Source organism: Candidatus Rokuibacteriota bacterium, assembly GCA_016209385.1.
Lineage (GTDB): Bacteria > Methylomirabilota > Methylomirabilia > Rokubacteriales > CSP1-6 > JACQWB01.
Map to the genome: position 1 here is coordinate 1 of JACQWB010000258.1, position 13142 is coordinate 13142.

Annotated in this window: 11 protein-coding genes; 5 read left to right on the forward strand and 6 right to left on the reverse strand. The window is 65.8% G+C overall.

All coding sequences use genetic code 11. The features are described from left to right. On the reverse strand, positions 1 to 330 hold a 330-nt coding region (locus tag HY726_19315; GenBank protein MBI4611144.1), incomplete at its 3' end, for a hypothetical protein. A gap of 549 nt (positions 331 to 879) precedes the next feature. Between HY726_19315 and HY726_19320 the strand changes: the two genes are divergently transcribed. The 5 genes from HY726_19320 (at position 880) to HY726_19340 (ending at position 8184) form a co-directional block, all read left to right on the forward strand. After that, positions 880 to 2523: a hypothetical protein gene (locus tag HY726_19320; protein ID MBI4611145.1), complete on the forward strand. Its 1644-nt coding sequence runs from the start codon at positions 880 to 882 to the stop codon at positions 2521 to 2523. A 182-nt stretch (positions 2524 to 2705) separates the two neighbouring features. Then, positions 2706 to 3398, forward strand: coding sequence for a 4Fe-4S dicluster domain-containing protein (locus HY726_19325; GenBank protein MBI4611146.1), 693 nt, complete (start codon positions 2706 to 2708; stop codon positions 3396 to 3398). An 8-nt stretch (positions 3399 to 3406) separates the two neighbouring features. Further along, positions 3407 to 4645 (forward strand): polysulfide reductase NrfD, encoded by a 1239-nt coding sequence (nrfD, locus tag HY726_19330; GenBank protein ID MBI4611147.1) that lies wholly within the window; start codon positions 3407 to 3409, stop codon positions 4643 to 4645. Next, a complete protein-coding gene (locus tag HY726_19335; protein ID MBI4611148.1) occupies positions 4632 to 7148 on the forward strand; it encodes a molybdopterin-dependent oxidoreductase in 2517 nt (838 codons plus the stop codon). Before nrfD ends, HY726_19335 begins: the two co-directional genes overlap by 14 nt. 22 nt (positions 7149 to 7170) lie before the next feature. Continuing rightward, positions 7171 to 8184: an ABC transporter substrate-binding protein gene (locus HY726_19340; GenBank protein ID MBI4611149.1), complete on the forward strand. Its 1014-nt coding sequence runs from the start codon at positions 7171 to 7173 to the stop codon at positions 8182 to 8184. 169 nt (positions 8185 to 8353) lie between these two features. On the opposite strand, the gene HY726_19345 is transcribed toward HY726_19340, so the two are convergent. The 5 genes from HY726_19345 to HY726_19365 all read right to left on the reverse strand — a co-directional run. Then, positions 8354 to 9748, reverse strand: a complete 1395-nt coding sequence (locus HY726_19345; protein ID MBI4611150.1) for a sigma-54-dependent Fis family transcriptional regulator — start codon at positions 9746 to 9748, stop codon at positions 8354 to 8356. After that, positions 9745 to 11316 carry a HAMP domain-containing protein gene (locus HY726_19350; GenBank protein ID MBI4611151.1) on the reverse strand — a complete coding sequence of 524 codons (1572 nt, stop codon included), beginning with the start codon at positions 11314 to 11316 and terminating at the stop codon, positions 9745 to 9747. The genes HY726_19345 and HY726_19350 overlap by 4 nt, the downstream gene beginning before the upstream one ends. A 40-nt stretch (positions 11317 to 11356) precedes the next feature. Beyond that, entirely contained in the window at positions 11357 to 11725 is a 369-nt protein-coding gene (locus tag HY726_19355; protein ID MBI4611152.1) for a c-type cytochrome, read from the reverse strand. 31 nt (positions 11726 to 11756) lie between these two features. Beyond that, the gene (locus HY726_19360) at positions 11757 to 12482 is read right to left on the reverse strand and encodes a hypothetical protein (protein MBI4611153.1); all 726 of its coding nucleotides are present in this window, start codon (positions 12480 to 12482) and stop codon (positions 11757 to 11759) included. A gap of 42 nt (positions 12483 to 12524) precedes the next feature. Continuing rightward, positions 12525 to 13142 (reverse strand): hypothetical protein (locus tag HY726_19365; protein ID MBI4611154.1); only part of this gene is annotated, 618 nt, incomplete at its 5' end.

Sequence of the window (13142 nt, forward strand, 5' to 3'; positions counted from 1 at the left end):
GAAGACGAGCGTTAGGAGCCTGAGCCGGCCCGGTGCCGAGTTCACGATGGTATAGGGGGCAGGGGCCTTCAGGCAGAGGGACTCCTCCGGGAGCAGCTCCCACCTTCGGTTCTTCTGCTGGAAGATCGCCTGTCCCTCCACGACCAGATGCCACGACGACCCTACCCAGAGGGACGGCTCGGTCAGGGAGGCTCGAGCCTCGACCTCCACCGCCATCACCTCCAGATCCCCGTGCTGGTAGAGGACGCTCACCCGCGCGTCGGGTCGCTGGACCGATCTGAGGGCGAACCCGCGCTGCCCAACCTGCCCCGTCGTTTCGCTCGGAACCATCGTCCTTAGCCTCCGCCTTCTCATAGGGCAAGCCTGGCGCCAGGGGTATCTGAAGCCGTGGAGCTGGAACCCGGCGAAAAGACAGAGAATGTTTATCGAGATCTAGCAGGGCGTTGGGCAGGGAAAGGATGGGGAGATTGCAAACTGCAGTGAGAGGACTGAACCCTTTAAGAAGACAAGCGGAGACCGGCGTTTCAGAACGAAAGGCGATCTGCAGAATGTAACGCGACGGGGGCTCGTTGTCCGATTCTTGCGCCACGAACTGCTAGTGACACTGCCTCGCGAAAATGAGGCGTTTGCCGGATTGCCAACCCTGTACAGTCCTGGCTGAGTCGGAGCAGAAAAATGAGGCGCTTGCTCCATTTACACCCGCCCCGCGCACCGATCAAGCTGTGCGAAAGAAATGAGGCACGTAAAACGATCAGGGCGTTCGGGAAAATGATCAACCGCATTACGGACATTCTTGCCCTGAGGGTCCCGCGCGCCCGTGTTCTCGTGGGGAGCTGGTGCCGGAGCAGAGAGTTCGATGGCGCGTGGAGGGCGCAGGCTATGCGAAGCAGACGGTGGTGTTCGGCAATCGCGATCGCTGCGCTCCTTTTTGCGAGCCTGGGTGCCTCCGAGGTCCCAGCTCAGAGCGTGGAGGAGCTCAGGCAACGCATCCTAGAGCTCGAGCGGTCAACCCGCGAGCAGATCGAGTCCCTGAAGCGCGTGATCGAGCAGCGGGAGGCCGAGCGCGCGCGGGAACGACAGGCACAGGAGGAGCGCGAGCGAGCCGTCCGGATGCTCAAGGAGCAGGTGGAGCGCCAGCAGGTCTCTCTCCAAAGGCAGGAGGAACGGGCCGCCCAGTTCTTTGACCTCCAGGCCGGTCGCAAGCAGGGAGCCGACCAGGACCGAAACCCGCTCGGCAAGGACATCCAGGGCAACGTCTACACGAGCGACAAGCTCAAGATCCGGCTGGGCGGCTCCCTTCGTCTCCACATCCAGCGCAACGACACCCCGGTGGGGGAGTCCGTGTCGACGGCCCTCTTACCGGATCCGTCACTCCCCGGCGGCGGCAACAACGCTGACCGCGACAGCTTCCGTGCCTTCGCGGGCCGCAGCCGGCTCAACCTCGCGATTCAGGGGCCGGAGACCCTCGGAGGTAAGACCCAGGGCTTTTTCGAGATGGACTTTGAGCGCCAGTTCAGCGCCGGGGAGGGCGGCGCCGTCAACAACAACCCCCGACTCCGTCACGCCTTCGCCCGCTGGAGCTTTGATGACCTCCTGACCAAGGGTGACGAGCTCGTCCTCACCCTCGGCCAGACGACGAGCTTCGCTGACAATACCCCCGACACTGTGGACTTCAATTCGATGCACACCGGCCTGGGGGCCATCGAGCGGCGCAACCCCCGCATCGAGCTGATCCACAGGTACCCGCTGACGTCCAACATCCGACTCCTCGGCTCGATCGGCTTCGAGCGCCCCTTCTTCAACAACGAAGCGCTCGGCGGGACGGCGGACCTGGGAGCGGGGGACCTGAGCGGCTTCCCCGCCGTGAGTGGCGGCATCGGTCTCGAGGCCGGCCGCATCGGTCGGGACTTTGGGATCGGAGCCAGCCAGATCTACGTTCGTACCACGTGGGGCGAGACCGAGGACCGCTTCACCGCGGGGACGAACACGCTCAACACCAACGCCCAGACCAACTTTGTCGAGCGCCACTTCACCAACCAGACCGCCTGGGGCACCTTCACTCTGGACCGCATCGGGTTCAACAAGACGGGGCGTGCCCTGACGTTCCGCCTGAAGGGCGGCGGCCTCTGGACGCGCGGCGAGGCCCGGCACCTCGACGCCGGGTTCGACCGCCGGATCATCATTGACGACGACGGCAAGCTGGTCTCGGCGCAGAGCGCCGGCGGGTTCATCAACCCCCAGTTCTACCTCACCGACACCCTCAGCATCCGGTGGGCCGGCGGTGCCCAGTTCGCCCTGGACAACGATCGGCCTGTGGTGGCCGGCGCCCTGACCAAGAACTTCTTCCGGGTCAACAACAAACAGTCCGAGGTCAGCCTCTGGTGGACGCCCGGCCCGTTCACCTTCGCCATTTCCTATAACCACACCAATACCGACTTCCGGAGCGTCAATCTCGCGGGGGGCTCTGAGAGCCGCGAGAACGAGAACAACAAGATCGAGCTGATCACATGGTTCAGCTTCTGACGGAGGCAACCACCCCTGCAGGGAGACTGCCCATGACATCTGTAACCGAAGCCAGTCCTCCCCGAGCCCTCTCGCGCCGGGAACTGGTCCAGCGCCTCCTCGGCGTCGGGGCGGGGGCGCTCGCGACGGCGCTCGGCGCCGGTCTCGCATCTCCGACGCCTGCGCTCGCAGCGAGCCCGGCGATGGCCGAGAGCCCCGCGCGGACCAGGCGCAAGTTCCGCTACGGCATGGTGATCGACACGCGCCGCTGCGTGGGCTGCAAGGCGTGCGTCGTGGCCTGCAAGGCCGAGAACAAGACGCCGCCGGGCGTCGCCTATACGGTGGTCGTCGAACACGCGCTTCCTACCGGCCCGAACGACAAGCCGCTCTTCATGACCAAACCCTGCTTCCACTGTGAGCGCCCGCCGTGCGTAGACGTGTGCCCGGTGTCGGCCACGTTCAAGCGGGAGCAGGACGGGATCGTCGTCATCGACTATGACCGCTGCATCGGCTGCCGCTACTGCATCACGGCGTGCCCCTACGGCGCGCGCTTCTTCGATTTCGGCGAGAACTACCCCTCGGTCGCCGAGAAGACCGCCTATGCCCGGGTACCCTCGCCCGAGTACCGCCAGTTCCGCAAGCGCGCGGCCGACACCTCCCCGGTCGGTAACGTTCGCAAGTGCACCCTCTGCGTCCACCTGCAGGATGCCGGTGGGCGCTACGACCAGGCGGCCGGGCGCTGGCCGGCCTGCGCGAAGACGTGCACGGGCCGGGCGATCTTCTTCGGCGACTTCAACGATCCCGAGAGCGAGGTCGCGCGCCTCTTGAGCGAGCGGCACGGCGTGCGCCTCAAGGAAGAGCTTGGCACCGAACCTAACGTTCACTACCTGCTCTGAGGATGCCCATGGACCCCAGATCATTGAAGCGCCTGTTCTGGATCAGCGGCCTGGTCTTCTTCGCCCTCGGGCTCATCGGCTGGCGGGACCGCTTCCTGTACGGGCACGTGAGCGCCAACTACGGGAGCGTCGTCACGTGGGGCCTGTGGGTCGCGGCCTACATCTACTTCATCGGGCTCTCGGCGGGATCGTTCCTCATTTCCTCCCTGGTGTATGTCTTCAACATGAAGCGCTTCGAGCGGATCGGGCGCCTCGCGGTCTTCACCGCCGTCGTCACGCTCCTCCTGGCGCTGATCTCCATCTGGGCGGACCTCGGCCACATGTTCCGCGCCTGGCACGTGATCGCCTACGCCAACTTCAAGTCGCCCATGGCCTGGATGATCTGGCTCTACTCGGCCTATGTCATCCTGCTCGTCACCGAATTGTGGTTCCTCCTCCGCGCCGACCTCGTGGCCGGCGGGCGGGCCCCGGGGCCCAAGGGAATGGTCTACCGGCTCCTCGCGCTCGGCTCGCGGGATCAATCGGAGGCCGCGCGCGCGCGGGATCGCTGGATCGTGCGCGCCCTGGCGACGATCGGGGTTCCGGTGGCGATCATGTTCCACGGGGGTGTCGGGGCCCTCTTCGGCGTCGTGGCGGCGCGGCCCGCCTGGCACAGCGGGATGTTTCCCATCATCTTTCTCGTCTCCGCGCTGGCGAGCGGTGGCGCCCTTCTCACGGTCATCGCCGCCATCTTCCAGGACGGCTGGCAGCGCAACCGCGATACGGTGATTGCCCTCGGCCGGATGGTGCTGGGCCTCCTGCTGCTGGACGTGCTCTTTCAGGTCTCGGAGATGCTGGTGGCCTTCTACGGCGGCATCCCGGGCCACACCGAGAGCCTGCGGCTCGCCATCGGCGGTCCCTTCTGGTGGGTCTTCTGGTGGTGGCAGCTCGTGCTCGGCACGCTCGTTCCCATTGTGCTCCTGGTGCTCCCGACCGGGAGGGATCCCCGCTGGGTCTCCCTGGCGGGGCTCCTGATCGCGGCCGGCTTCCTCGGAGTGCGCCTGAACATCGTGATCCCGGGTTTGGCCGCCGAAGAGATCCGCGGCCTGTCAGAGGCGATCGCGTCGGCGCGAATGACGACGTACTACGTCCCGAGCGCCACCGAATGGCTGGTGATCGTCGGCGTGGTGGGGCTCGGGTTGTTGCTCTTCGGCTTCGGAGAGCTGCTGCTCCCGAAGGAGGAGGAGGCCGGCCATGTACGAGTTTGACCCGAAGATCGGCCGCCGCGTGTTCCTCAAGGGCGCGGGCGCGGTGGCCGCCGTGACGGCGACCGGCATGGCGGTGTCCGGGCGGGCGACCCTCGGCTCGACGGAGCACGTTCTCTTCATGGACACGGCCGGCGCGGAGCAGTGGGGGCGCGAGGCGGGAGAGTGGATCCCCTCCTGCTGCAACATGTGCGGCGGCCAGTCCGGGATCATGGTCCACGTGGTCAACGGGGTGGTCGAGAAGATCGAGCCGAACCACTGGAACCCGAACAACTACTCGAACATCTCGGCAGACTTCTTCGCCGGCTACACGGAGCGGTACGGGTGCGCTGAAGGCGGAGCCCTGTGCCCGAAGGGCAACGCCGGGATCCAGCAACTCTACGATCCTGACCGGCTACGGAGCCCGTTGAAGCGGACGAACCCCGAGAAATCGCTCGGCGCCGACCCGAGGTGGACCGAGATTTCCTGGGAGCAGGCGCTCGACGAGATTGCCGCGAAGCTGAAGGCGCTTCGCGAGGCCGGCGAAGCCCACAAGCTCATCTGGTTCAGCGAGGATCACTCGTTCACCCACATCCAGCAGGACTTCTGCAAGCTGTACGGCACGCCCAATTACTCCAACCATTCCAACCTCTGCGACGTCGCACGCAAGGCCTCCTTCGCCACGGTGATGGGGGATGGGCGGCCCCTCGCCGACTTCATCCAGTCGAGGTATATCCTGCTCTTCGGCTGGAACCCGACCTCCGCCATCAAGTGGGTGTACCTGCCGCGGATCCTCACCCGGGCGCTGGAGAAGGGCGCGAGGCTCGTCGTCGTTGACCCGTATCTCTCGGACACCGCCGCCAAAGCGCACGAGTGGGTGGCCATTCGGCCCGCCACGGACGGAGCCCTCGCCCTGGCGATGGGTCACGTCATCGTCAGGGAGGGGCTCTACGACACGGAGTTCGTGTCGAGGTGGACGACGGGCTTCGACGCGTACGCGGCCTACGTCAAGGACAAGACGCCGGCCTGGGCGGAGCAGATCACGTCCGTCAAAGCCAAGACCATCGAACGGATCGCCCGGGAGTTCGCGACGACGAAGCCCGCGCTCGCGGACGTCTGGAGCGGCCCCGGTCAGCACTCCAACGGCGTCCAGGGGGGGCGGGCCATCGCGCTTCTCAACTCGCTGATCGGCGCCTACGACCGGCCGGGGACCATGCTCATCCCGGACAAGCGCGGGAACAAGCACGCCGCCGTCGAGCCCGACGCGACAGCAGGCGCGACGCTCAAGCAGCCGCGCTTTGACGAGCTGCCGAAGTACCCGCTGGGCCACGGCTCCGGCGTCTACACGCAGTCGTTCGTGAACCTGGCGGAGGGCAAGGGACCGTATGCGCCGAAGATGGGCGTCATCATCTTCCAGAACGTGATGATGTCGGTGCCGGGCAACCAGACCGTCGCCAAGGCCCTCGCTAAGCTGGAGACGCTGGTGGTCATCGACACGATGCTGAGCGAGACGGCGATGCTTGCCGACTACGTCTTGCCGGGCACCACCTACCTGGAGCGCTACGACCTGAACACCCACTGGGTCACGTGGCCCGTGCTCGGTCTTCGCCAGCCGGTCGTCAAGCCGCTGTTCGGCCAGCCCGCCGAGTACGAGGTGGTGGCGGCGCTGGGCCGCCGGCTCGCGCTCCGCGACAAGAACGCCAAGGACTTCTTCACGGTCGGCCCGCTGTCGGGCGAGCCGATCGGGGATCCGACGGCCTGGTACGAAGACTTCCTCTCCAACGAGCTGAAGACGGGCGCGCCGAAGCTGACCCTCGCCGAGCTTAAGGCGCTTCCCGGCGCGGTCTGGGTCGATACGAAGGGGACGCGCTACGAGAAGTACGCGGAACCGCTCAAGCCTGAACAGCTCAAGGACGCCTTCTTCGATGGCAATCCCACGAGCGAAGGCACCGGCATCTATGACAAGCCCAAGGATCAAAAAGGCAAGCGGATCGGCACGGTGGTCGGAGGGAAGCCCGTGCGCGGGTTCATGACGAAGAGCGGCAAGGCGGAGTTCTTCTCGAAGTGGCTGGGCGGGAAGACCGACGCGAACGGCAAGCCGGTGGACCCGCTCCCCGTCTACGAGCCGCGCGAGTGGCAGCCGTCCCCCGAGTATCCGCTCTACCTCATCAACTGGAAAGAGGCGAGCCACACCCACACGCGGACACAGAACAATGCCTGGCTGGTCGAGATCAAGCCCGAGAACCCGCTGATCATCAACCCGGCGACGGCGGCCCGGCTGGGGATCGCGGAGGGCGAAGCTGTTTGGGTCGAGTCCCCCTACGGCAGGGTGAAGGCGCGAGTCAAGACCACGCGCCGGATGCATCCGGAGGTCGTCGGGCTCCAGCACGGCTTCGGCCACACCGCGCTCGGGAGGTTCGCCAGGGGTCGGGGGACAACCGACTCGCCGCTCCGTCCGACGAAAGCGGATCCGCTCTCGGGGCAAGCCCTGCACAAGGAGACCTGTGTGCGGATTGTGAAGGCCTGAGCGCCAGCATGCGGAGGCGAACATGAAGCTCTCAAAAGCGGGTCTCGTCGTAATCGTCGCGCTCGCCCTCGGCATCGGTGCGGCGCCGTTCGGAGCCGACGCCCAGCAGGCGGGAAAGGTCCCTCGCGTCGGGCTTCTGCTGGGCGGAGTCCCCGGGACTCCCTCGACGATCTCGGCTGCCCTCGAAGCGTTCCGGCAAGGGCTGCGCGACCTCGGCTATGTGGAGGGCCGGAGCATCGAGATTGAGTATCGATGGGCGAAGGGGAGGATCGAACGACTTCCCGACCTCGCCGCCGAACTGGTCCGTCTCAAGGTTGACGTCATCGTGGCGCCAGCGACGCCTCAAGCCGTGGCGGCCAGGAACGCGACGAAGACGATTCCCATCGTGATGGCGACCAGTGTGTACCCTGTCGTGACCGGGGTTGTCGCCAGTGTTGAACGGCCGGGGGGCAACGTCACGGGGTTGACACTCACCAGCCTGGGGATAATCGGAAAACGACTGGAGCTGCTCAAAGAGGTCGTCCCTGGGGTCTCCCGGGTGGCTGCCGTCCATCCGGGTCTGGCCGGCTTCCCGACCATCGATCTCTGGCTGAGAGACAACAAGGTTGCGGCGCAGACAGTGGGTCTGAAGCTACAGACCGTAGACGTGGGGGGAGATCCCGACGAGTGGGACCGCGCCCTCGCAGCGGTGGCGCGGGATCGGACCGGCGCTCTCACCCTGATCGAGGCTCCGCTCTTCCTTTCTGAGCAAACGCGCCTTGTGGACCTTATGGCGAAACACCGGCTGCCGGCGATTTATCCGTTCCAGGACTTCACCGACGCCGGTGGGCTCATGTCCTACGGGGCCAACCTGGCCGATTTGTACCGGCGCGCCGCCACCTACGTGGACAGGATCCTGAAAGGAGCCAAACCCGGCGAGCTGCCCGTGGAGGAGCCCGCGCGCTTCGAACTGTGCATCAACCTCAAGACCGCCAAAGGCCTCGGCCTCACAATCCCCCCCTCGCTCCTCGCCCGGGCGGACAGGGTGATCGAATAAGTTCGCCGCACGACGCGGTGGCGGAAGCTCCCGATGAAGTCATGCGGTGGGACGTGGATCGTGAGATCGCGTAGGGGGTCGAACTTCGCGCTCCAGCGGACCGGAGGCTCGCGGTGCTCGCCCTCCGGCCGCTGAGCGCGAGTCATCTACCGAGACTACCGGCAGCTGCTCAGCCCGACTGCGCGGGCTCTTGCTCCCCCTCGCCCGCGCTCTCCCTGCCGAGCTTCCGCCAGAGAGTCACCGGCGAGACCCCGAGGATCTCGGCGGCCCGGGTCCGGTTCCCGCCGCAGGCCTCAAGGACCTCGCGGATGTACTGAATCTCCATCTCCCGGAGAGTCCGGAAGCCCCGCGAAGCAGAAGCCAGCCCCCGGGGGTTCTCCTGGCGGATATGAGGGGGCAGATGGCCGACGCGGATCGGCGTCCCCGCTTCGGCGAAGATGACCGCCCGCTCCACGGCGTTCCGGAGCTCCCGGACATTTCCAGGCCAGTCGTATCGAGCGAAGGCCTCCAGGACCTCGGCAGAAAAGTCCGGGACCGCCTTCTTCAGCTCCTGTCGATAAAGGGCCAGGAAGTGGCGGGCCAGGGGAACGACGTCCTCCGGGCGTTCGCGCAGGGGCGGCACCACGAGCTGCACCACGTTCAGACGCCAGTACAGGTCCTCGCGGAACTTGCCCGCCTTGATTTCCTGCTCCAGCTCCTTATTGGTGGCGGCGATGATCCGGGCATTGACGGCAATGGGCTCCTCAGAGCCGACCCGCTTGACCTGCCGCTCCTCCAGGGCCCGGAGGATCTTGGCCTGCATCTCCACCGGCATCTCTCCGATTTCGTCGAGGAAGAGCGTGCCGCCGTCGGCCAGCTCGAAGCTCCCCCGCCGGCTGTAGACCGCTCCGGTGAAGGCTCCCCGGCGGTGGCCGAAGAGCTCCGATTCCAGCAGATTGGGCGGGATGGCCGCGCAGTTCACGGTGACGAAGGGAGAGTCCTTGCGCGGGCTCTCCGCATGGATGAAGCGCGCCACCACCTCCTTGCCCGTGCCGCTCTCCCCCACGATGAGCACGCTCGAGTCGGTCGCCGCCACGGTCCGGGCCACCTCGAAGAGGCGCTGCATGGCCCGACTCTGCCCGACCACCACTCGCTCTCCGAAGAGATGCCGCAGCTCCCCCTTGAGGTAAACGTTCTCCTCCTGGAGCCGCTTCTGCTCCAGAGCCTTGGCGACCACGTGCCGGAGCTGCTCCGGGTTGAAGGGCTTGGGGACGTAGTCCGACGCCCCGCGCTTGATGGCGGTCACGGCCGACTCGATGGACGCATAGCCGGTAATCATGACGACCACGGTTTCAGGATGAGACTCCCTGATTTTCCCGAGAAGCTCGATCCCGTCCGTGCCCGGAAGCTTGATGTCACAGAGGACCAGGTCCACCGGACTCCGATCCAGCCTGGCCAGGGCGGTCTGGGCGTCCGGAGCCGCGTCCACCGTGTGCCCGATCCGCGCCAGGGCCCTTCTGATCGACTCGCGGATGTTCGGCTCGTCGTCCACCACCAGGACGCGCGCGCGGACCGGATCGGTCATGCTTTTCCCTCCGCCAGGGGGAGCACGATCCTCACCGTGGTCCCGGTCTCCGCATCCGGACCGATTTCTTCCCGCGTGCGGCTTTCAACCTCGATGCGGCCGCCGTGCTCCTCGACGATGCCGTAGCTGATGGAGAGACCCAACCCCGTTCCGTCCGGCTTGGTCGTGAAGAAGGGGTCGAAGATCCGGGAGCGGTGCTCAGCCGGGATTCCCACGCCCGTGTCCCGAACCTCGAGGCGGAGCCAACCGTCTTCTCTTCGAGCCCTGACAGTCAACCGCCCGCCGTGGCTCATGGCCTGGGCGGCGTTGATGAAAAGATTCGTGAGGACCTGAGCCATGCGCTCGGAATCCCAGGTGATCTCCGGGAGGTCGGTCTCGATCTCCCGCTCGACCAGGATCCCACGGAGATCCAGCTCGTGCTCGACCATCCGCACCGCCTGCTCGACCACGACTTGCACGGGGCACGGCGCCTTCTCGAGCTCCCGACGACGGGAGAAGGCGCGAAGATCGTCAATGATCCGCTTGCAGCGGCCGGCATCCGTGTCGATTTTTTTCAGGTCGTCGTAAAGGGGCGAGGTCTCCCCTACGTCCTCGATCACTAGGTTCACGTTCATCAGGATGCTGGTGAGCGGGTTATTGAGCTCGTGGGCGACCCCGCTGGCCAGGAGGCCGAGGGAGGCGAGCTTCTCCGACTGGAGGAGCGCCTCGTCTTTTCGCTTCAGCTCCTCGGTCCGCTCCCGGACCCGTTCCTCCAGAGTTTGGCTGTACTCCTCGAGCTGGTCACGGTAACGCCTGAGCTCCTCCATCATGGTGTTAAACGAGGCCGCCAGCTCGCCGATCTCCCCCGAATCCCTCACTCGCACCCGATATCCCCAGTTACCCGCCATGACCCGGCGGGTCCCCACGACCAGATCCTGCACCGGACCGGAGATCCGCTTCGCGAGCACGAGGGCCACCGAACAGGCGAGGAGGACGATGGCGAGGGTCAGCGAGGCGGTCAGGACAGAGGCCTGCCGGCTCACCGCGTGCGCCTCTTGGCGGAGGGCTTCCACCCGAAGGAGCAGGGCGGCTGACATCCGGTGGAGCTGCTCGTTGGTGGTGGAGACCAGGCGGTCCATCTCGTTCATGTGCAGGGCGGCGTTCGGCTCCTTTCCGGGGCGAGCCATCTCGAAGATCAACCGGCCTTCGCTTCGGAGCTGCTCAATCGCGGGGTTCAAGAGCCGCGCCATCTCCCTGGGCGTCCGTGACGCGGCGTGGCAGGCCGCGGAGGCGCACGAAACCAGCTTCTCCTCAGCCAGCCCGATCAGCCGATCGAAGTTCGCTTGGTCCGCCTGGCCGCGACGACGCAGATGCTCCCGCGGCGGAATTGCCGCCTGGGCGAGGGCCATGTGGAGGTCCCACGTGGTCTGGAGCGACAGAGTGATCTGTTCGAGCTGGCGGTTCACGATCACCAGCGACCGGATCGAGTAGAGAGTCACCGCTCCGAGCAGGACGGTGCCCGGCACGGTCACGACGAGGAACCCGATGATCAGGCGCCTGGCAAGGGTCCGTGCTCCTGCCCCGTTCATCGTTCACCACCGGCGGCATTCAGCCTTCCCATCCAGCTGTCTACCTGCCGCCCTTCATGAACGTCTTCTGGACGTATTCCAGGACGTTCTCTTGATCTCCCTTCGAGAGCTTTTTCCCGAAGGCCGGCATGGGCGGCGCGCCATCGGCGAGGCCCTTGCGGAACTTCTGCTGCAGTTGCTCCCGCTCAGCCTTCGGCAGCTTGGAAAGATTGATCTCCGTGAGGTCGGCGATCTTCTTCTTGAGGACTTTCTCGATTTCCGGATTCCCCTTGCCGTCAGGCCCGTGGCAGTTCTGACACTCCTTCGTGAAGATCGCTTTCCCGGCTCCGAGATCGGCCCCGAGGGTCGGTTGAGCGATCGCAACCATGACGGCCACCGCCAGGATCACGCCCATCCACCACATGCCCATTGCCTCCTCCTTTGTCTCTCAGGCGCCACGCTTACCGCGTGCTCGCCGCTTGACCTCTCCTGAACGTCACGGTCACGGCCACCTCGCCGGACGCGCCGACGGAGACCGGTACGCGCTTCGTCCCCAGCAACTCGTGCCAAACCTCCAGGGTGTGGGGCCCTGCCGGCAGATCCGGGAGGCGGAACCGCCCGTCATCGTCAGTCAGCGCATAGTAAGGGTGGCTGGCCACCACGATCCAGGCCCGCATGAACCCTTCTCCGTGGAGGTCGCACTTGACCTGGATGATCTCGGGGTGCTCGAAGGTCACCCTGAGGGGCTTCGCACTCGCCGGCTGGGCCAGATTCAGCGACGGGTTTAGCCGGCCCAGGGTGTGGAAGTTATGGAGGATCCCGTCGGTGTTCAGGACCTCAACGGTAGATCCCGGGGGGATGATCAGGACGTGCGGGACAAACCTGCAGTGTCGCTGGTCCATCCGAAAGATGGCGGGTGAGCGCCACCCTTCTATCCGCTCGTGGCCGATGAACACGACGGCGTTCTTCACCCCTCCAGACGGCGAGACGAGAAGGGCCTCCGAAGGCCGGGATTCGCGGCCGCATACGGCGTGGTTAGCCGTGGGGCGGAGCAGTTCCGCGGGCGGCGCCCCTCCCGCGAGCTTGACCGTGCCCACAATGTCTCCCGCCTCGGCGGCCCCGAGGCCACCCATTCCCATAGGGGCCCAGACGAGGAGCAGGAAGAGAGAGTGAATCGCTTTTCGCATCACGTCCGCCTTCGCTTAAAACGTCAGCAACCCCGCTGAAAGTTACTTGAGCTTGACCGCTTTGATGTCCGCTTCGACCCCAAGCCCCAGCGTCACTGGAGGCAACGTCACGAGGTGGCGGCGGTTGGAGACATGATCCTCGAAGACAGAAAACCCGATGTCATAGGCTCTGCCCGGCACCAGGGCCTTGTCATCAGGCTGGCCGGTATTGAGCTTCCGCCTGAGTTCCACCGTCCACTTCCCGTCCTTCCACACCCCGCGGGCGAGAACATCGGCGATGCTCTCGGTGGGCTCCTGGAGAACGGGGTGAGGCAGGATGTCGCCCTCGTTGAAGGGGGCTGCCGGGTCCAAGGGAACCGCGTTCCTTCCGATGATCAGGGGAAACTCATCCAGCATCTTCGGAAGCTCGGCCTCGGGAATGGCCGAGAAGCCCATCTTCGTTTTGTCGTACATCCACCTGGGCTCCCCGGGCGACGTGAAGAGGTTCTTCCCCTTGTCGAACCACCGGTAGTCAAAGACCCAGTCGTCCCCGGCATGACCCAGCGGGTTAGAGCGGGCCGCCCGCCACTGCCAGAGGTCCAGGAACTTCCCGGCCTTCCGGAGCGCTTCGAGCTGCTCCGGCGCCTTCAGCTTGTCCCATGCCCCCGCTTCGTCCTGGGC

Bases quoted from the DNA above. Each gene is read 5' to 3' on its own strand.
- HY726_19320 (MBI4611145.1), top strand. From the start codon at position 880: ATGCGAAGCAGACGGTGGTGTTCGGCAATCGCGATCGCTGCGCTCCTT.
- HY726_19325 (MBI4611146.1), top strand. From the start codon at position 2,706: ATGGCCGAGAGCCCCGCGCGGACCAGGCGCAAGTTCCGCTACGGCATG.
- nrfD (MBI4611147.1), top strand. From the start codon at position 3,407: ATGGACCCCAGATCATTGAAGCGCCTGTTCTGGATCAGCGGCCTGGTC.
- HY726_19335 (MBI4611148.1), top strand. From the start codon at position 4,632: ATGTACGAGTTTGACCCGAAGATCGGCCGCCGCGTGTTCCTCAAGGGC.
- HY726_19340 (MBI4611149.1), top strand. From the start codon at position 7,171: ATGAAGCTCTCAAAAGCGGGTCTCGTCGTAATCGTCGCGCTCGCCCTC.
- HY726_19345 (MBI4611150.1), bottom strand. From the start codon at position 9,748: ATGACCGATCCGGTCCGCGCGCGCGTCCTGGTGGTGGACGACGAGCCG.
- HY726_19350 (MBI4611151.1), bottom strand. From the start codon at position 11,316: ATGAACGGGGCAGGAGCACGGACCCTTGCCAGGCGCCTGATCATCGGG.
- HY726_19355 (MBI4611152.1), bottom strand. From the start codon at position 11,725: ATGGGCATGTGGTGGATGGGCGTGATCCTGGCGGTGGCCGTCATGGTT.
- HY726_19360 (MBI4611153.1), bottom strand. From the start codon at position 12,482: ATGCGAAAAGCGATTCACTCTCTCTTCCTGCTCCTCGTCTGGGCCCCT.